This window comes from Paenibacillus profundus, assembly GCF_021369635.1.
GTDB lineage: Bacteria > Bacillota > Bacilli > Paenibacillales > Paenibacillaceae > Paenibacillus_B > Paenibacillus_B profundus.
The window spans coordinates 20,384-38,471 of the sequence record NZ_JAJNBZ010000026.1 but is presented as its reverse complement, the minus strand read 5'-3'; the positions used below and the strand labels follow the sequence as shown (position 1 = coordinate 38,471).

19 protein-coding genes are annotated in these 18,088 nt (G+C 49.4%); 2 read left to right on the top strand and 17 right to left on the bottom strand.

Annotated features, from left to right (window positions below):
• Nucleotides 1–34 precede the first annotated feature (34 nt).
• Complete coding sequence (locus tag LQV63_RS23295; RefSeq protein ID WP_233698488.1) at nt 35–1,471, bottom strand: MFS transporter; 1,437 nt, start codon at nt 1,469–1,471, stop codon at nt 35–37.
• Between the two features lie 290 nt (nt 1,472–1,761).
• Here LQV63_RS23295 and LQV63_RS23290 point away from each other — a divergent pair, with 290 nt between their 5' ends.
• The gene (locus LQV63_RS23290; RefSeq protein WP_233698519.1) at nt 1,762–2,562 is read left to right on the top strand and encodes an alpha/beta hydrolase; all 801 of its coding nucleotides are present in this window, start codon (nt 1,762–1,764) and stop codon (nt 2,560–2,562) included.
• A gap of 71 nt (nt 2,563–2,633) precedes the next feature.
• Here LQV63_RS23290 and LQV63_RS23285 read toward each other — a convergent pair whose 3' ends face one another.
• The 11 genes from LQV63_RS23285 to hppD form a co-directional block, all read right to left on the bottom strand.
• Nucleotides 2,634–2,807, bottom strand: coding sequence for a hypothetical protein (locus LQV63_RS23285; protein WP_233698487.1), 174 nt, complete (start codon nt 2,805–2,807; stop codon nt 2,634–2,636).
• 299 nt (nt 2,808–3,106) lie between these two features.
• Nucleotides 3,107–4,042, bottom strand: a complete 936-nt coding sequence (locus LQV63_RS23280) for a metallophosphoesterase (RefSeq protein ID WP_233698486.1) — start codon at nt 4,040–4,042, stop codon at nt 3,107–3,109.
• A complete protein-coding gene (locus LQV63_RS23275) occupies nt 4,039–4,269 on the bottom strand; it encodes a hypothetical protein (protein WP_233698485.1) in 231 nt (76 codons plus the stop codon). The genes LQV63_RS23280 and LQV63_RS23275 overlap by 4 nt, the downstream gene beginning before the upstream one ends.
• The gene (locus tag LQV63_RS23270; protein WP_026011027.1) at nt 4,256–5,437 is read right to left on the bottom strand and encodes an acetyl-CoA C-acetyltransferase; all 1,182 of its coding nucleotides are present in this window, start codon (nt 5,435–5,437) and stop codon (nt 4,256–4,258) included. Before LQV63_RS23270 ends, LQV63_RS23275 begins: the two co-directional genes overlap by 14 nt.
• Nucleotides 5,438–5,519: 82 nt before the next feature.
• Nucleotides 5,520–6,638: a histidinol-phosphate transaminase gene (hisC, locus tag LQV63_RS23265; RefSeq protein ID WP_233698484.1), complete on the bottom strand. Its 1,119-nt coding sequence runs from the start codon at nt 6,636–6,638 to the stop codon at nt 5,520–5,522.
• A gap of 28 nt (nt 6,639–6,666) precedes the next feature.
• Nucleotides 6,667–7,326: a 3-oxoacid CoA-transferase subunit B gene (locus LQV63_RS23260; protein ID WP_019421084.1), complete on the bottom strand. Its 660-nt coding sequence runs from the start codon at nt 7,324–7,326 to the stop codon at nt 6,667–6,669.
• The gene (locus LQV63_RS23255; protein WP_019421083.1) at nt 7,323–8,051 is read right to left on the bottom strand and encodes a CoA transferase subunit A; all 729 of its coding nucleotides are present in this window, start codon (nt 8,049–8,051) and stop codon (nt 7,323–7,325) included. Before LQV63_RS23255 ends, LQV63_RS23260 begins: the two co-directional genes overlap by 4 nt.
• 22 nt (nt 8,052–8,073) lie before the next feature.
• A complete protein-coding gene (locus LQV63_RS23250; protein WP_233698483.1) occupies nt 8,074–9,255 on the bottom strand; it encodes a homogentisate 1,2-dioxygenase in 1,182 nt (393 codons plus the stop codon).
• A gap of 24 nt (nt 9,256–9,279) precedes the next feature.
• Nucleotides 9,280–10,245, bottom strand: a complete 966-nt coding sequence (locus LQV63_RS23245) for a fumarylacetoacetate hydrolase family protein (protein ID WP_233698482.1) — start codon at nt 10,243–10,245, stop codon at nt 9,280–9,282.
• 26 nt (nt 10,246–10,271) lie between these two features.
• A complete protein-coding gene (locus LQV63_RS23240) occupies nt 10,272–10,883 on the bottom strand; it encodes a flavin reductase family protein (RefSeq protein ID WP_019421080.1) in 612 nt (203 codons plus the stop codon).
• Nucleotides 10,884–10,910: 27 nt separating this feature from the next.
• Nucleotides 10,911–12,023, bottom strand: a complete 1,113-nt coding sequence (gene hppD, locus LQV63_RS23235) for a 4-hydroxyphenylpyruvate dioxygenase (RefSeq protein ID WP_019421079.1) — start codon at nt 12,021–12,023, stop codon at nt 10,911–10,913.
• A gap of 308 nt (nt 12,024–12,331) precedes the next feature.
• Here hppD and LQV63_RS23230 point away from each other — a divergent pair, with 308 nt between their 5' ends.
• Nucleotides 12,332–12,625, top strand: coding sequence for a YerC/YecD family TrpR-related protein (locus LQV63_RS23230; RefSeq protein ID WP_233698481.1), 294 nt, complete (start codon nt 12,332–12,334; stop codon nt 12,623–12,625).
• Nucleotides 12,626–12,916: 291 nt separating this feature from the next.
• On the opposite strand, the gene LQV63_RS23225 is transcribed toward LQV63_RS23230, so the two are convergent.
• The 5 genes from LQV63_RS23225 to LQV63_RS23200 all read right to left on the bottom strand — a co-directional run bounded on the left by LQV63_RS23225 (nt 12,917) and on the right by LQV63_RS23200 (nt 18,087).
• A complete protein-coding gene (locus LQV63_RS23225; protein WP_233698480.1) occupies nt 12,917–13,150 on the bottom strand; it encodes a hypothetical protein in 234 nt (77 codons plus the stop codon).
• Nucleotides 13,151–13,297: 147 nt separating this feature from the next.
• A complete protein-coding gene (locus LQV63_RS23220) occupies nt 13,298–14,215 on the bottom strand; it encodes an IS1595 family transposase (RefSeq protein ID WP_267934166.1) in 918 nt (305 codons plus the stop codon).
• Nucleotides 14,216–14,675: 460 nt separating this feature from the next.
• On the bottom strand, nt 14,676–15,122 hold the full coding sequence (locus tag LQV63_RS23210) for a 6-phosphogluconate dehydrogenase (RefSeq protein WP_233698479.1): 447 nt from the start codon (nt 15,120–15,122) through the stop codon (nt 14,676–14,678).
• 229 nt (nt 15,123–15,351) lie between these two features.
• The gene (locus tag LQV63_RS23205; protein ID WP_233698478.1) at nt 15,352–16,695 is read right to left on the bottom strand and encodes a TldD/PmbA family protein; all 1,344 of its coding nucleotides are present in this window, start codon (nt 16,693–16,695) and stop codon (nt 15,352–15,354) included.
• A 3-nt stretch (nt 16,696–16,698) separates the two neighbouring features.
• Nucleotides 16,699–18,087: a TldD/PmbA family protein gene (locus LQV63_RS23200; RefSeq protein WP_019421074.1), complete on the bottom strand. Its 1,389-nt coding sequence runs from the start codon at nt 18,085–18,087 to the stop codon at nt 16,699–16,701.
• Nucleotide 18,088 lies beyond the last annotated feature (1 nt).

Genomic DNA, 18,088 nt, shown 5'->3' with positions numbered 1-18,088 from the left:
TAAAATTTTCTACCTCCGATAAATTAAACATCAACTACGATGAAGCCGTTACATCGGAACCTTTCACATCGCAAAGCGGATGAGACACTTCGTGAATCTGAGTTGTAATGCGGAAAGAAGTCACCAAGCTTAAAAGCACGAAACATAACTGGAGAGATAAAGCCATCATTACTCCGGTGAATATCCCCCATTGAAATGTCTCGCTTAGGGCTATGAGAGCGCCGCTTAATCCAATGCTCAATCCAATACTAAACGAATCAATGAATTGAATCGTTGCGGATACCTCTCCTTCCTTCCCTGCCTGAGCATGCTGCAGTGCAATCGCTCCCGTAGTTGGATTGGCTAATCCTACACCAAATCCTGTAATGATTTGTGAAATCAATGCGATTGCAATCCCGCCGCCTGGAAATCCGATGGCTGTTATCACGAGTGTTACCCCAACGATCATAATCCCTATACCGAAAATCACCCGTTTTTTTCTTCCTTGACCATGATCTCGTTCGTCGAGCTGGGATTGCAGCCACGCTGCGGCTGACCAACTTAATGCTCCTGCAGCTACAATCAAACCTGCAAGTTCTTCCGATAAACCTTTAACTTCGGTTAGAGCCAAGACAACGAAACTTTCGGTAGCAAAGTAGCATGCAACATATAACCCTCTAGAAACAATGGTTGCCGGCAAACCCCTTTTAACTAAAAAGGTGCCTGCTGGAAGCAGCTTTCGCAAAGGCTGAATCATGATGATAACTCCAACAACAGAAAGCGCAATTCCTTTCCAATCGGATATAAATCCTAATCCGGATAGCAGCAAGCCCGTTCCAATGGCTAGTAATATGGCGTATATTTCTTTATAACTGCCTTTTTTAGCTGATGTGTTTTTAGTTGGTATGTTGCGAAAGGAAGGAAGCGTTAAGCTTAACGCTAGGACAATCAAAGGAAGAACAATCCAGAAGACGAATCTCCATGACACATAAGCAGCTATAAGTCCTGCCACATAGGGGCCAATTAATGCAGGTAGAACAAATGCGATTGAAAATGCAGCTAGAATTTTAGTTCTGAGAGAGTCAGGATAGCTTAATGTAACGCTGTAGTATACACAAGTTATGAGGGCGCCTGCACCAAAACCTTGGAAGGCTCTTCCTGCAATAAGCATGTACATATGAAATGAAACAGCCGCAATAATGATACCTATAACAAAGATAATAAAAGATGAGATGATCGATTTGAAAACACCGTGCTTATCAATCTGTTGTCCCATGACCATGGTGCCTATGATTTGAGATAACAGAAAGGCACTAAATATCCATCCATATAAATGGATACCATGTAAACTTTGTGCCAGTTTAGGCGCTATCGTCGTAATGGCCAATCCTTCAAATGCTACGGTAGTAAGGGTCAAAATAATACCGATGGTCAATGCCCTGTACTGAACGTCGAAAATCCCAATCTTTTTAGAGTTTATTGTTTTTGTCACCTCCTATACTTATCGCAACCATAGTTGTCAAATGATTAGACCTCACTTTAATAGATGTGACCATAGTTGCTACGACCATTATAATCATAGCCATTAATGCTGTCAACAGCGTCAGATCGGCGCAATATTCCCGTCTTCGGCATATGGTATAGGCAGATGCACAAAAATGATGAGAAGGTGAATGAAACATGTATCATTACCCGTATCAACCTCCTTACTTTCGGCCATATACTTACTCCCCTTATCCCGTAACCGTTCTGCATCCTTGCTCGCACTTGGCGATGAGGAGCATGGCCGTTACGTCCCCAACCGAGCCCGTATATGCAGAATCCCTAGAACTAGCCGTGAGAATAGAAAGGCCGCTTACCTTTGTCCTTGTCCACGGCGCGTGGGGCGACTCCAGCTATTGGAACATGACGGCCGAGAGACTGCGCAATACAGGCAACAAAGTGTACACCCCCAACCTGCCGGGACACGGCAAAGATCCGAACAAAGCAGTGACCCATACCAATTACGTTGATGCCGTCGTAAACTTTATAACAGAAAGAAATTTGAACAATATTGTCCTTGTAGGCCATAGCTTTGGGGGCACGGTCATTTCCAAAGTGGCGGAACGGATTCCTAGCCGCATTAGGCGTCTCGTGTTTATGGATGCGTTTGTCGTTGCAGACGGAAATAGCGCTGCGGACGAGATTCCGTCGCAAGGCAAAGCTTTATGGGCTGATCTTGCGAAAAAATCGAAAGACAACACGATTATGCTGCCCTTTCCAATCTGGCGTGAAACGTTCATGAATACGGCCAGCCTTGATCTGGCGCAAAAGGTTTATAATACGGTTACGCCCGAGCCAGCTGGTCCGTTGTTCGAGAAACTTGATTTAACAAAGTTCTACCGTCTCGACATCCCTAAAAGCTACTTCTACCTCACAGAAGACACGGCGGTGCCGCAAGGCGAGCAGTATGGGTGGCATCCGCACATGTCGAGCTGCCTCGGTCTGTTCCGCTTGATTACCGCAAAAGGCGACCATATGACTCCCTTCCATACCAATCCGACGATGGTAGCGCAGAAGCTGGTTGAAGCAGGCCGCGATTAGAAGTTCAGCACTCATCCACATCCGTCCCCGCTGCTGTTCGAGGTCGAGCAGCTGGCCGGGACGGACACGCCTTAAGGCGTACCATCTCTCAACAAGCAATACATTAACTCTTCATCATCAACGAAATGCTCCGTTCGTGCAAGTGCGTTCAGACTGACGGTGATTCGCTTCATCCACCCCTTTGCTTCATTCTCCCCATCCTTCAGGAGGCGACGCGCCCAAGGGCGACTCTCGTTATCAGTCATTATGAGGGACCGCTGTATGGCCTGGTATATACGAATTGGCAGGGATATCATCCCCGTCGTCATCCTTCCTGACGGTATGGGAGAATGGACATATGGAAAATTTGCAGAGTAGTTTGACAGCCTATTCTTATTTTATGAGTTCTTATCTTCAGCTAAAAACGAGCCAATCGCCGATCAAGCATCCTTTCTTAGTTCCTCTGGCGTACCGCTAGCGACAATCTCACCGCCTTGATTACCTCCGGCCGGTCCTAATTCAATCAAATAATCGCAATAGGACAATACATAGGGATCATGCTCGATTAATAGGACGGAATGGCCGGCAACGAATTGGGATTGGAGGAGTCAATTAAAGACTTCCTGTGCTGGAGTTGGATTACCGTCAGTTCCGGCGCGCTCAGAAAGCGGAAGGGCAATTCCGTTGTGCCGATACCGCGGTTGACATAGAGCCGTAGCGGTTTATTTTGCGTGTTCGCATCGTCTACAGCATACCACCCTTCCACATATTTTTTGGCCAACGGCGGCGTATAGATCGTGCCGAACCACGGAATTTGGACTTGTCCGCCGTGGCTATGGCCGGAGAGCTGGAGATCAACTGGATAGCTCATAATAAGGTCCGCAATATCCGGTTCATGCACCAGAAGGAGGTTAAAATCCTCCATTTGCAGCGGTTGAAGGGCTTGGGGAATATCAGGATTGCCCAATAAAAAGTCATCCAGACCGCTGATTGTAATGCTCTCCCCGTCATCAGCCGTAATTTTTCTTGCTTCGTTCACGAGAACCGTAAATCCGGCCCCCTCCATATACTGCTTGTACAGCCTGCTTCCCCCGCCTCCACGGTCATGATTGCCGAACACCGCATACTTGCCCAATGGGGCTTGAATCTGAGCTAATATTGGCTGGGCGCCTTTTCTTTGAGAGCCGTATTGATTGAAGTTGTCTATCAAGTCACCTGTAAACACCACGATATCCGGCTGCTCCTGATTGATTCGATTCACTAATGTACGGAGCTGGTTATGCGTATAGTTTTTTCCTAAGTGAACATCTGAAAATTGAAGGATTGTCTTTCCGTCAAAGCCATGAGGAATAGTAGGGCTTGTTATATGATGTCTGGTCACCGTTAAGGTTTTAGGCTCCATGTCATAGCTATAGAATAGTGTGCCTGCAGTAAGCAGCAAGCTTGCCAACAATCCAATAAGCGTGCGTTTCGTGCGTTTAACGCTGATGTTGTGATTCATCTTCTCACCTCGCGTTTATCATAAGCCGGCTTTGTTACGCCAGTATGACAAACAAAGAAGACACTGCGGCTTCCAGACCGCAATGCCTTCCATATCTGAGTGAAAATAAATAGACCTTCCTGTCGAAGGCCCAGATAGATGTGGGCAATCCATTCAGGAGCAGATTGTCCGTCAAGCGCGTTCTGCAGCGCCATAAAGTTGACATCTGTTGCATTATATTTGTTCAACGATGACAGCGACTCCGTGACCACCGCCTACGCATAGGGCAGCGAGACCCGCTGCCGCCTGCCTTCTCTTCATTTCATGCAGCAGCGTAACCAGAATGCGCGCTCCACTTGCTCCAATCGGGTGTCCTAACGCAACGGCGCCACCGTTTACGTTTACGATAGCCTGATCGAGTCCTAGTTCGCGCATTACCGCAATCGACTGTGCGGCGAAGGCTTCGTTTAATTCCGCCAGATCAATATCTTGTATGGACATTCCCGCCTTCTGTAAAGCCGCCTGCGCAGCAGAGACCGGCCCCATGCCCATAATCGACGGATCAATGCCTGTGGATGCGTAAGAGCGGATGCGTGCAAGTATGGTGAGCCCGAGCTCCTTCGCCTTGCGCGATGAGCAGACCACAACCGCTGCCGCCCCGTCATTGATGCCGGAAGCGTTCCCGGCCGTTACGGTGCCGTCTCGCTTGAACGCAGGCTTCAATCGTGCCAACGCATCCGCCGTTACATCCGGTCGAGGGTGTTCATCCGATTCCATCATGGTTACATGGCCCTTCTTGTCCCGCAACGCCACATTTACAATCTCATCGGCAAATCGCTGCTGTTTCCATGCCTGTTGGGCACGCTGCTGACTTGTTAACGCAAACGCATCTTGCTGTTCTCTTGTGATTTGATATTTCTCTGCTATGTTTTCCGCTGTCATCCCCATATGAATGTCGTAAATGGCGCATGTAAGCCCGTCTTTCATGATGCTATCCGCAATCGTCCCATCTCCTAGGCGGTAGCCGGATCTGCCTTGCTGCAATAAGTAAGGAGCCAGCGACATATTTTCCATCCCGCCTGCTACGATCAGTTCGGCGTCCCCCGCCTTGACGGCTTGCGCGGCCATGATGACCGCTTTCAGGCCTGAACCGCATATTTTATTAACCGTAACCGCCGGCACCTCATAGGATAGGCCTGATCGGACTGCAGCCTGACGGGCGGGTCCTTGACCGAGACCGGACTGCAGCACATTCCCCATTACGACCTCTTGTACTGCATCAAGGGGGATTCCCGCTCGCTCCAGCGTTTCTTTGATGACCAATGCGCCCAGATCAACGGCCGGCACTTGACTCAATCCTCCCATAAACGAGCCAATCGGCGTTCGCACGGCGCTCGCAATAACGACGTCAGTCAGACCATCACCTCCCCCGCTTTTTTAGCGTAAATCACTTTTCCTGGGCTTGGGCTAATCCTTGCTATCCCCGTTTATCCCCGGTTCACCGTGGTTCATCCCCATCGTTGATGACCCGTTGGAGCGCTGTAATAAAGGCGTGGTTCTCTTGGTCCGTTCCGACCGACACACGGATGGTATCTGGATATCCGAGCAGACTGCCTGAACGCACGATGACGCCTTGCGCGAGTAAAGCTTGAAACACATCATCCCCGGATTTTCCTAGCTTCACCATCAAAAAATTGGCGTGCGAAGGAAAACAGGACAGCCCCATTTGTTCCAGTTCGTGCTGCAAACCGTTTCTAGCCTCTTCGTTGCGTCGCGCGCAGTCCGCCGCAAATGGAGCGTCGTCCAGTGATGCGATGGCGGCAGCCTGAGCCAAGCGGTTCGAATTAAACGGCTCTTTTACTTTAATAAGTTCTTGAACAACGGACGGATGCATCAAGCCGTAACCTATGCGCAGCGCGGCTAGACCGTATATTTTAGAAAACGTGCGCAGAATGACCAGGTTCGGATGACTCGCGAGCAGCGGAATGGTTTGCAAAAACGCGGGGTCTGACACATATTCGCAATAGGCTTCGTCGATAACGAGTAAAATGTGGCTTGGTACCTCTTTGATAAAAGAAAGCAGCTCGCTGCGCCCGACAATCGTTCCCGTGGGATTGTTCGGATTGCACACGAATATCATTTTGGTGTTCGTACCGACGGCCTGCAGCATTCCGGCAAGATCGTGCACGCCGTCGATCAGCGGCACAGTTATCGGTACGCCTCCTTCGATGCGCACGTTGGTCTCATAGCGCGAAAAGGTGACATTGCCCATAATCGCTTCATCGCCTGCTGAAATGTAGCTCCGCGTCAGCAATCGGATAATCTCGTCAGAGCCGTTGCCAACAATAATGCGCTCCCGCTCGATCCCGAGGTGAACGGATAATTTCGCCGCTAATTCGGGGGCTGTTCCTTCCGGGTACAAGGCCGATTTATCCATTTCACGAATGACGGCTCGTTTCGCCAGATCCGAGCAGCCGTATGGATTTTCGTTCGACGCAAGCTTGGCGATGTCGGTAAGGCCGAACTCCCTTTTTACCTCTTCAATCGGTTTGCCTGGAACGTAAACGCCCAGATGCTCAATCTCTTTCCGGGTCGGAATTTTGACCGAAACATGCATGAGAACATCCTCCTATACAATAGTACCGTCACAACGTATTTGCCGTCCTCAGATCGGGGCTGACCGTAAATGAAGCTTCGGTCTTTTGCCGAATTACTTCTACGCTGGCTCCTTGCTGGGTTTCAATCAATACCATGCCTTCCTCCGTGAAATCAAATACGGCCAAATCGGTGATTAATCGGTTAACGACCCGCCTGCCCGTTAACGGCAGACTGCACTGACGTTTAATCTTGGGTTCGCCGTGCTTGTTCACATGCTCCATAATGACTACGATTCTCTTGGCGCCGCTCACCAGATCCATGGCTCCGCCCATGCCTTTAATCATTTTCCCGGGTATCATCCAGTTCGCGAGATCGCCTTGTTCCGATACTTCCATTCCACCTAAGATAGCGACATCGATATGACCTCCCCGGATCATGGCGAACGATTCGGCACTGTCGAAGTAGGAAGCGCCTTGCACGGCGGTTACCGTTTCTTTGCCCGCATTGATCAGATCCGGATCTTCGCTTCCTTCCAACGGATAAGGACCGATTCCGAGCAAGCCGTTCTCGGAATGAAGCATGACGCTGAACTCCGGCGGAATTTCACCTGCGACGAGCGTCGGCATGCCGATTCCCAGATTCACGTTCATGCCGTCCGCGATTTCCAGCACGGCACGCTTGACGATGACCAGACGAGCGTCGCTCATCTCACTCCCTCCGTTCCCTGTGAGGCGGTTCGAAGAACGGTGCGCCGTTCGATCCGCTTTTCATAGCCGGTTCCGAGCAGCAGCCGTTGCACGTAAATGCCAGGCGTATGGATGTGATTCGGATCCAATTGTCCTGTCTCGACTATCTCCTCCGCTTCGGCAATCGTAACTTTGGCTGCGGCCGCAGCCAAAGGGTTAAAGTTCCGGGCCGTATTCCGATAGATTAGATTACCGAGCGTATCTGCCTTCCACGCTTTTACAAACGCAAAATCGCCGACAATCGCTTCTTCCATAATGTATGTGCGGCCATTGAATTGTTTATGCTCCTTGCCTTCCGCAACCGATGTGCCGACTCCCGTTGCCGTATAGAAGGCCGGAATGCCAGCTCCGCCTGCCCTTATCCGCTCGGCCAGCGTGCCTTGCGGAACGAGCTCTACCTCGAGCTCGCCGCTAAGAAATTGCCGTTCAAAGATTTTGTTCTCCCCCACATAGGAGGAGATCATCTTCTTGATTTGGTTATTGGCTAGCAGGAGACCGAGCCCCCAGTCATCCACTCCGCAGTTGTTGCTGACGATGGTTAAATCCTTCACTCCCTTGTCCCGCAAGGTCAATATCGCTTGTTCAGGGATTCCGCATAAGCCGAATCCCCCCACAATCAAGGTAGCGCCGTCCCGGATGTCTTGAATCGCCTCTGCGGCGGAATGTACCACTTTCCCCTTGTTCATTGCATGCGCCCCTTTCATCAGCTTACACGGTAGGCGTTGTTTCCGGCGATACTGCGCACCAGCTGTACATATATTGGGGATCCTCATACTGCAGCGCCTGTTTCACGACACGAAGCGGGCGGAAGGTGTCGATCATCACCGCTAGCTCCAACGTTTCCTTTTTACCGATGCTATCTTCAACCTTGCCAGGATGCGGGCCATGGGGAATTCCCGATGGATGCAAAGTGATGGATCCCTCCGTTACTCCCTTCCGGCTCATGAAGTTGCCTTTGACATAATACAGCACTTCGTCGCTGTCTACGTTGCTGTGAAAATAAGGAGCGGGAATCCCCTCCGGATGGTAGTCGTATAAGCGGGGAACGAAGGAGCAAATGACAAAGTTGTTGCCTTCGAATGTCTGATGGATTGGCGGCGGCATATGAATGCGCCCCGTAATTGGCTCGAAATCCCCGATATTAAAAATCCATGGATATAAATAACCGTCCCAACCTACGACATCGAAAGGATGATGGTTGAAGGTATGTGCATGAATAAAGCCTCTAGATTTCGTTCTTACCTCGAACTCTCCGCATTCCACATGGGTTTCGAGCTTCTCGGGTCCGCGAAAATCCCGTTCGCAGAAAGGACTGTGTTCGAGCAGCTGTCCATGCGAATTGCGGTAGCGCTTGGGGGTTGTAATCCAACTGTTCGTTTCCACTACCAGCAGCTTGGATTCTCCTGCATCTGGAATGATCCTGTAAATAGTTCCTATCGGGATGTTAATATAATCCCCTGGACGGTAATGCAGCGTTCCGAACATGGTTTCGACGATCCCTGTTCCTTCATGCACGAACAAGAGCTCGTCCCCGTCCCCATTGCGGTAGTAATAATCCATGGATTGGTTCGCATTCGCAACGGCGATGAGCACGTCTTCGTTGCCCAGCATATAGCGTCTTCCATCAACGGCATCGCCCGTTTCCTTGCATCCCCCAGTCAGCAGATGCCGGTGACGCAGTGCTCCTTGTTCCTCGAATTCGATGTTGAATTTCGCATGTACTTCCGCTTTGCTAACAGCCGTAGGCGGATGATGATGATACAATATCGATTGGATGCCCGAGAATCCTTTCGTACCCATTACTTGCTCGCGATACAAGGTGCCGTCTTCCTTGCGGAACATCGTATGCCTTTTCTTTGGGATTTCTCCCATCTGACGATAATAGGCCATCGAACACGCCCTCCTCTCTTCCATTCAACTCCGATCTGACAAACCGCACACCGACGATTCTCCGATGACGTTGCGCAGCACGCCAAGTCCCGTCACTTCAAGTTCGACGACATCACCGGGTTCAAGCCAGCGATGCACTTCCGTCCCAAGTTCCAGAATGCACCCCGTTCCGACTGTCCCCGACCCGATGACATCACCAGGGTACAGCGTTGCATCCGCCGACGCCCTTGCTATCATGTCCCCGAAGGTATAATGGATGTCGCGGAAGTTGCCGCGTGACAGCTCCACGCCATTGACGCGGGCCGTCATTGTCAGATCGTACCGCTCACCCGCTCGGTGCTGTTCCAACTCGTCTACGGTGACGAGGTACGGGCCGAGCGACGTGGCGAAATCTTTGCCTTTTGCCGGACCGAGTCCCACCTTCACTTCTTCCCTTTGAATATCGCGCGCGCTCCAGTCATTCATGATGCAATAGCCAAAAATATAGGATTCCGCTTCGCTAGTTGAGATGTTTTTGCCTTCTTTTCCAATTACGCAGGCAACTTCCAATTCATAATCCAACGAGGTGCATGCAAGAGGCCGTCTCACCTGCTCACCCGGACCGATGATGGCCTGATGATTGGTGAAATAAAAAACCGGGAACCGGTACCACTCTGGAACGACATCCAGCCCCCGTCTTTGTCTTGCCGTTCTCACATGCGCTTCGAACGCGTAAAAGTCGCGCACACTCGGCGGCTTCGGAATAGGCGCGCACAATATAACGTCTTTCAACGCATAAACGGCTTCATGGGCGGACAATTCCTCTACATCATGACCAAGATCTTGATCAATCCGAACAACGTCAGCCATATGCTCCTGCTGGCGCACAAAATCCAGCAAATCTCTAGGAAGCCGGCCTCCGCTTATGGCGTGCATATCAATAATGACATGATCCTTCAGCCAGCCGGAACGCGGTTCCCCTGAGCCGTTGTCAAAGGTCACAAACTTCATAGGCTCTTCCGTCCCCCGCTCAAGGTCTACTTTTTTCTTTCCAGCACGAACGTGTCGGACACGGCCCGGGTGTACACGTGGCCCGCCATGCGCCCAATGGGAAGCAGCTTCTCGGCGTTGATCTTCCCGTCGGCGTACAGCTCGTCGTTAATATGCATGAACGCTACTTGGCCGATGACCAGACTGCCCGCGCCCGGCTGTTCGCCGAAGGTGATGATATCGTGGAGCACGCATTCCATGTGGACGTCGCTCTCCTTCACCCGGTAAGGACGAACGATCTCACTAGGAACCTTCGTCAGCCCCGCCGCTTCAAATTCATCGACGTCGGGGCTGTATTCGGCGGCAGTCTCATTCATCGGCTCAACGATGCGTTCCCCGACGATGTTCACGACAAATTCACCGGTCGCTTCGATGTTCGCAAGCGTGTCTTTCTTGCTGCCGTCCGTCCCTCTGCGCATCGGCGCGAAGCAGACCAACATCGGCTCCGCGCAAATGGCCGTAAAAAAGCTGAACGGGGCAAGATTAGCCGTGCCCTCCCCGTCTATTGTAGAGACGAAGGCAATCGGACGCGGCAGGATGGAGCCGATTAACAATTTGTAAGCATCTTTCCAGTGCAGTTCGTGCGGTGCGATTTGCATTCGGAATTACTCCTTCCCGCAGCCGTGCTACAAGTTGCCGCGGCGCTCCTGTTCCCGTTCGATCGACTCGAACAGCGCTTTGAAATTGCCTTCGCCAAAACCGACGGCTCCCTTGCGTTGAATAATCTCGAAAAATAAGGTTGGTCTATCAACAAGCGGCTTCGTGAAGATTTGGAGCAAATATCCTTCATCATCGCGATCAACTAATATTTTCAATTCTTTCAGTTTTTCGATGTCTTCATCAATGCGTCCTACCCGCTCTGACAACATTTCATAATAGGAATCCGGTGTGCTGAGAAATTCTACTCCGTTCTCGCGCAATTCCTTTACCGTCGTTACGATATCATTGGTGAGCAAGGCAAGGTGCTGGACGCCCGGCCCATTAAAGTACTCCAAATATTCTTGAATTTGCGACTTTCGTTTGGCCGTTGCCGGCTCGTTGATCGGGAATTTAATTCTTCCTCCGTTGTGCATCACTTTGGACATCAGAGCAGAGTATTCCGTACTAATGTCTTCATCATCAAAATGAATCATTTGTTTGAAGCCCATGACGTTTTCGTAGTAAGTCACCCATTCTTCCATTTCCTCGACGTTACCCACAACATGATCGATGCCAATGAGTCCCGATGGTTGGAAAGGAATGACATCTTCCACCGTCTGATAACCAGGCAGGAACAAACCGCTATAATTGTCCCGTTCTATTAAGGTATGAATCGTATCGCCATAAGTGCCGATAACTGCTTTTTTCACCATGCCGTGTTCGTCCGAATATTCGGCCGGTTCCATAATGCCGATTCCTCCGCGCGACACCGCATCTTTGTAAGCCTTTTCAACATTATTTACCCGCAATGCGACATCTTTGACGCCGTCACCGTGCAATTTGGTGAATTCGGCAATCGGATGGCTGTCGGAGAGTGCGCCGGATAAGACGAAACGGATTTTGTTTTGCTCCAGCACATACGACACCTGCTCCCGATTTCCTGTTTCCAACCCGGAATAGGCAACGGGACGAAATCCATATGCTTTGACAAAGAAGTGCATCGCTTGTTTTGCATTTCCTACATAAAATTCAATGTAATCAATGTCCTGAATCGGGAAAACTTCTTGCGCCGTTTGTTCGGTTATCGCTTGTTTTTTCATGGAACATCCTCCTACTTGGCATCATTGGCTTCTTACTATTGAAAGTATATGACGAATACCAATAACTAGCAAAAGCGTGCTCGAACGCGAACCTGCTCAATCGCATGCGTGTATAAACGCATTTGTACATACACGCATAAGAACACTATCGCAGGCATGCATAAATACAATGTTGCTTTACTGCAATGACAACCTCTTAAATGTGAATATTTTTTGAACAAAATAGCAGGAGATTGGCCGACGATGTCAAAAAAGATAGATGCACACTCATTCGCGGTATTCATTTCTAATTTTTGGAGTTGATAGTTATGCATGCCAAACGATCAGGCGATCCGACGATCGAGCAATTGCTAGGGGTTATTATGAAGTTACGAGATATGGATGAGTGTTACGGTTTCTTTGAGGACTTGGCGACTCCGAAAGAACTGCAGACGTTGTCCCAACGGCTTGAAGTCGCCAAAATGCTGTTGAATGGAAGCACCTATATGGAAATTGAAGCGGAAACCGGCGCGAGCACGGCCATCATTTCGCGAGTCAAGCGAAGCCTGCATCACGGCAACGGCAGCTATCGGCTCATGCTGAGCAGGCTGGAACAGCAATAACCCGGAATGCAATGCGTTCCGGGGCCATCTGTCAGTTCGCCATACATTGACTCTTCGTCATGAACGAAATGTTCCGTTCGCGAGAGTGTCAGCAAGATTCGATGTCGAATGACATCTTGGGGAGCTGCGTGCTCAAAAGGGGCTCTTTGAACAACCTTTATGTAAGAAGGGTTCGTCAAAAAGCCCTTTTGCCCACTAACCCCATTATTCAGAAAATTGCGAACCCTATCGAACGACCATTTGGCAGAGTCCAATTGCTCTTATTTGGAGGACTCAGCCCCTACTTTACGTTTACAGAATCGGCCCTCCACCCGTAACACCGTTCTTTTTGCACACCTTGTTCCCTAGCTCTATCTGGTCATCACCGAGTATCTGCTGAACTACACAGCACGCTTCCCATAGCTTATGCATTTGCAAAAGCAGACCATCTGAATAAAGATGATCTCGAATTTCGTATGGATCCAACGATGCATCATCCGATGCAACACCGGTCAACTTGACTCTGTTCACCATGCACTTGGCCATAGCTCGTCTTCTTTCGAATTGCTCCTATCTGCAATATGTAAACGCCCCCATAAAAATGCAGACAGTACCCGTGTGATAGAGTGGCTTCATGTTCAAATATAACCAGCCTCCACGTAAACGATAGTTTAGAGAAAAGAAGCTACGGTCTCAGGCAGCAAGGGGCATTATCTTTCTACATGTTCTTCTGCAGCGTCTCCATGCTAATGCTGTAAAGGTGTTCATTGACAGGCATTGTTCAGTTAACCGCTCCCAAATGGATACCTGTTGCGATTCGAGATTGCGGCGGTAGCAATACTCGTTCAAATAAGCTTGCAAATAAGTTCCGCCCAAGCCGTGAAACGTCTTATTTATCCAGGCTTGAACGTGATCGGCGATATAGCGGAGCACATCTGGTCGGCGAAAACGGAAATGGTGCTTCATGATGTCGATCTTGCTTGTAATCGAAGATACGTGCTGTGAAACAAAGGCCGTCCGCCCGGCAGTCAACAGGCTCTTGTCGGACGACAAATGATTGCGCAATACTTGCTTCATTTTCACATAGGTGGGGCTGTTATCCGCGTGTACGGAGGCAGCAATGAGATAAGGATGCTCCTTAGGGTGCAGCTCAAATAAAGGAGTGTGATCCGGCCCATAGTATGTCAAAGCGGCACGAACGTCATGATCAAACGGACACTCGGCATCTGCAGCGCCCATGACCGCTCTAAGCTTATGCAGCATCGCCCAAGCCGTCTTGTACGTCACTTGGATGATCCTACTTAGCTTCACCGCATTAATCCCCTCTTCGGTTCTTGAAATAAGCCAGATGGCAGCCAACCACTTCCAGAGAGCCGTATGGCTTCCTTCCATCACAGTTCCGGCAATAAGAGAGCATTGATGACGACAGGAGCGACATTCATATAGCGGCAGCCTGCGCGAACGTATCGTATACGCCTCCCCATGGTTGCAGCGAGGACAGACGAAACCATGAGGCCACTTTCTCTGAAATATCTCCTCTACGCACCTATCCTCAGAATGAAAATACGCAAATAATTCCTCCAAACTCTCAAATGACAGCTGCCCCGTCATATTCCCACCTCCTCAAAAAGAGAACGTTTGTTCTTTATATACAAATTATAACAAACAAATAGTGAGGTTTCAAGTAGGACGCTTCACATCTGCATCTATCCTATCATTTCATTCAGTACCGGGCCTTTCATTACGCAACCTGAATTATTGGGAGAGTGAGCAAAAGAACATTTCAACGAACCTTCCCTTGCCAATCTGAGTTAGTGGGAGAGTGAACAAAAGAGCACTTCTACGAACCTTTCCTTGCTCAATCTGAGTCATTGGGCGAGGACCACACCAGCTAGTATTGAGAAGGAGCACACGGAAGAGGGAACCTGCATTATTCAAACTCATACCGATGGGACGGATTGGGATTCATTGGAGAAAACAAAAAATAGGCATCACGTCTTCCAGACCGCGATGCCTTCCACAATGATTCCGAGCAAGCTTGCAATGAACACGCATACTCATTCGCTGTTCGTTACACCCAAGTCATGAAATAAGTATTTGTGACCTGAATTTTGTTGCGTTCGGCCCATTTGAGTAGTTCTTGAGTGTGCTTAGCGTCCACGAACTTAAAACAGCATTTTGCTGAAACCGCTTTCTTTCCTTTGAGCTGCAAGCCGATGGCGGCGTGTTGATATCCCTTTACTTTAATCATTTGAATTTGATTGGCATCCAATTGATACCCGTTAATGTTTAATGTTTCGGACCCATCTCGTATTTCCAACGTACGCTTGCCTAATCTCACGAATGCTTCAATCACGAGCGAAACAACCAGTATCGCCATTACAGCCAGCTGCATGAAAAACAGAACAGGAAATGTCCGCTCGGCCATCATGGCCACCTGAAGCATCGCAACACTAAATAATACGGATACCGCCATAATCATTTTTGTTCGCGTAGGATATTTAATTCGATACTTCATTTTCATATCCGCCCCAATCTGTTTCATTTACAAATTGATACATGTGAACCTTTGTTCCTTATTATACCATATAGATTAACAATTTTGACACATTATTTTCACATAATAGACATTTTATTATCTAGATATCTATGATTTCTGTGATTTCAAACAAAAAAAAGACCCAGCAAGTTACTAAGAACTGCTGGATCTGAGCAAATACAATTTTTAATGTTTCCTTCAGAGCTTGTTACGCTCCAGAAATCGTTAACGACTTTATTTTGAGCGATGGTGAATTGCACTTGCCTGTGAAGCGCAAATCGTTGCCGACTTCTTCGATTTCATTTAACACATTAAATAAATTGCCGGAAACGGTAACCTGATTGACCGGCCGCTTCACTTTCCCGGCTTCAATCAAGAAGCCGATGCAAGACAACGAAAACTCACCCGAGACCGCATTGGTGCCCGCATGAAGTCCCTGAAGCTGCACAATCATTAATCCTCGTCCGGTGTCTGCAATCATTTCCTCCAAGGTGACTGTGCCAGGCTCTACATATAAGTTATGTGGTGCAATCCCGATTTTGCCGCGGTAGCCGCCTTTAGAAGCGTGTCCTGTTGAATCGATTCCGGACTTTTTCGCAGTCTTCCCGTTATGCAAAAAGGTAAGCAGCTTGCCCTCTTTTATAATTTCATTGCGCCGCGTCGCGTGTCCTTCCGCATCAAAGGCACATTGGGCAGGAACGTGCGGCATGAGCGGATCGTCCACGATCGTAATATTGCTGCCGGCTACCTGCTCGCCTAGCTTTCCTTTTAAACGAGAAAAATCCTTATCTACCGCTTCCGCAGAAAAAATAGTGGTGTAGGCGTTCAAAAGCGTACTCGCTGCATCATTGCGGAAAATAACCGGATAATTATCCGATGCAATCGTATCGGCATTCAGCTTCGACACAGCTTCGTGTGCCGACTTGCGTGCGATATCCGCAAAATTGATTTCATCAAAGTCTTGCAGTGAAAAATCGTACCACTCGCCCGTCGTCGTGTCGGCTGCGTCTCTGGCTACGACAGAGATGCTGCCGACTGCTGAGCTGTACTTGGCCCGGCAATCCAGCCCCCGCGTATTGGCGATCAGGACCTCGCTCTCGGAGATCGTTACAGACGAGCTGCGCACCATAGCAATGCGCGAATCCGCTTCCACGGCGACCGACTCCATCTCAAGAGCGGCATCTATCAACGCTTGCGGAGCAACGTGAGTCAGACGTTCCGAGTACGTGGTTAATTCGGGATAGCTTGCGGAGCCTGCGAACAATTCGTCGTTCTCTTCACTCTCCATCACTTCCGCATTGTTGCGCGCTTCTTCTATTAAATAATCAATCACTCTCTCATCGATCTGTTCGGAATAAGCATAGCCCATCTTGCTCGCGAATTCGCCGCGAAACGATAGACCGCCGCTCTCTTTAATCGTATATGCGTCAATTTCCCCTTTTGACACCCGTACCGTAGTAGAACGGACTTGCTCATAATAGATTTCCATATTGGAACAGCCGGACTCGATTCCTTTTGCAAATAAATGCTGTTGAAATTGTGTAACGTCCATGTCCTACTCCCCCTTTCTGCCGCCAACGGTCATTTCGGACACCCGTATCATCGGTTGACCGCAATTCACCGGAATGCTGCCGCTCAATGATCCGCACATGCCTTGTCCGTGATCCAAATTATCGCCTACCATATCGATTTTTTGCAGGGTCTCCATTCCTTTTCCAATCAACGTCGCCCCTTTAACTGGCTCTTCTATCTTCCCGTTGCGAACGATATACCCTTCATTGACGGCAAAGTTGAATTCGCCGGTCGCTGTATTTACAGATCCGCCGCCCATGTGCTTCGCATACAGCCCGTATTCGGTATTGGCGATAATCTCCTCGGTTGTGGAGTCCCCCGCAGCAATAAACGTATTGTTCATTCGAGAGGTAGGCGCAAATTGATAGGACTGGCGCCGTCCGGAACCCGTGGATGCCATTCCCATTTTGAGGCCGCCCAATTTATCGATCAAGTAGCTCTTCAAAATCCCGTTCTCAATCAGCACATTGCGCTGCGTGGGAGCTCCCTCGTCATCGATATTTAATGACCCCCAAGCATTCGGTATCGTTCCATCATCAATCGCTGTCACGAGCGGCGACGCCACCTGCTCACCCAGCTTATCTGCAAACACGGAAGCCTTCTTCGCCACGGATGTCGCTTCCAATCCATGTCCACACGCCTCATGGAAAATGACACCGCCGAAGCCGTTGTCGATAATGACCGGCAGCTTGCCGCTTGGCGCGTACTTGGCATTAACCATCGTCGTCGCGATACGGGCCGCTTCCCGAGCATAACGCTCAATGTCCATTGTCTCGATAAACTCCATGCCGGCGTATGCGCCAGGTCCCAGATAGCCGGATTGCTTCGTTGCACCAGCTTCCGCGATTGCATTGAATCCCATACGTGTATAGGTACGGCAATCTTCGACAAGCAAGCCTTCAGAATTAGCGATGCATACGTTTTGCACTGAGTCTGTTAATGTGATGGATGTTTGCGAAATGACTGGACTATAATCCTTCGCTGCAGAATGCGCACGTCTCATCCACTCTATTTTGCGGGCTTTGGCGAAGTCGCTAGGATTGAATTGAATGACGTGCCGATTCGGAATCGTCGTTCTTCGCAAATCAATCGTTATATCCTTCACCTGTCCACGAATCGCTTGCGCCGCGGATGTGGCGACTTTAATCAGATTGTCCTCGCTGCAATCGTTCGTATAAGCATATACGGCGAATAAACCGTTAATAATTCGAATGCCTACACCATAATCACGGCCTGATAGGGCGCTTTCCACAATGCCCCCAATCATGCCCAAGCTGTTGGCTGTTTTGTCCTCCACAAATACTTCTGCAAAATCCCCGCCTGTTGCCAATGCGGCTGTCAACATATTCTCGATTAACGCTGGATGCAGCATA

Bases quoted from the DNA above. Each gene is read 5' to 3' on its own strand.
- LQV63_RS23240 (WP_019421080.1), bottom strand. From the start codon at position 10,883: ATGCAAATCGCACCGCACGAACTGCACTGGAAAGATGCTTACAAATTG.
- LQV63_RS23200 (WP_019421074.1), bottom strand. From the start codon at position 18,087: ATGCTGCATCCAGCGTTAATCGAGAATATGTTGACAGCCGCATTGGCA.
- hppD (WP_019421079.1), bottom strand. From the start codon at position 12,023: ATGAAAAAACAAGCGATAACCGAACAAACGGCGCAAGAAGTTTTCCCG.
- LQV63_RS23225 (WP_233698480.1), bottom strand. From the start codon at position 13,150: ATGGCCAAGTGCATGGTGAACAGAGTCAAGTTGACCGGTGTTGCATCG.
- LQV63_RS23280 (WP_233698486.1), bottom strand. From the start codon at position 4,042: ATGAATCACAACATCAGCGTTAAACGCACGAAACGCACGCTTATTGGA.
- LQV63_RS23285 (WP_233698487.1), bottom strand. From the start codon at position 2,807: ATGACTGATAACGAGAGTCGCCCTTGGGCGCGTCGCCTCCTGAAGGAT.
- LQV63_RS23205 (WP_233698478.1), bottom strand. From the start codon at position 16,695: ATGGACGTTACACAATTTCAACAGCATTTATTTGCAAAAGGAATCGAG.
- LQV63_RS23250 (WP_233698483.1), bottom strand. From the start codon at position 9,255: ATGGCCTATTATCGTCAGATGGGAGAAATCCCAAAGAAAAGGCATACG.
- LQV63_RS23260 (WP_019421084.1), bottom strand. From the start codon at position 7,326: ATGAGCGACGCTCGTCTGGTCATCGTCAAGCGTGCCGTGCTGGAAATC.
- LQV63_RS23230 (WP_233698481.1), top strand. From the start codon at position 12,332: ATGCATGCCAAACGATCAGGCGATCCGACGATCGAGCAATTGCTAGGG.
- hisC (WP_233698484.1), bottom strand. From the start codon at position 6,638: ATGCATGTTTCGGTCAAAATTCCGACCCGGAAAGAGATTGAGCATCTG.
- LQV63_RS23255 (WP_019421083.1), bottom strand. From the start codon at position 8,051: ATGAACAAGGGGAAAGTGGTACATTCCGCCGCAGAGGCGATTCAAGAC.
- LQV63_RS23245 (WP_233698482.1), bottom strand. From the start codon at position 10,245: ATGAAGTTTGTGACCTTTGACAACGGCTCAGGGGAACCGCGTTCCGGC.
- LQV63_RS23220 (WP_267934166.1), bottom strand. From the start codon at position 14,215: ATGACGGGGCAGCTGTCATTTGAGAGTTTGGAGGAATTATTTGCGTAT.
- LQV63_RS23210 (WP_233698479.1), bottom strand. From the start codon at position 15,122: ATGAAGTATCGAATTAAATATCCTACGCGAACAAAAATGATTATGGCG.
- LQV63_RS23290 (WP_233698519.1), top strand. From the start codon at position 1,762: ATGGCCGTTACGTCCCCAACCGAGCCCGTATATGCAGAATCCCTAGAA.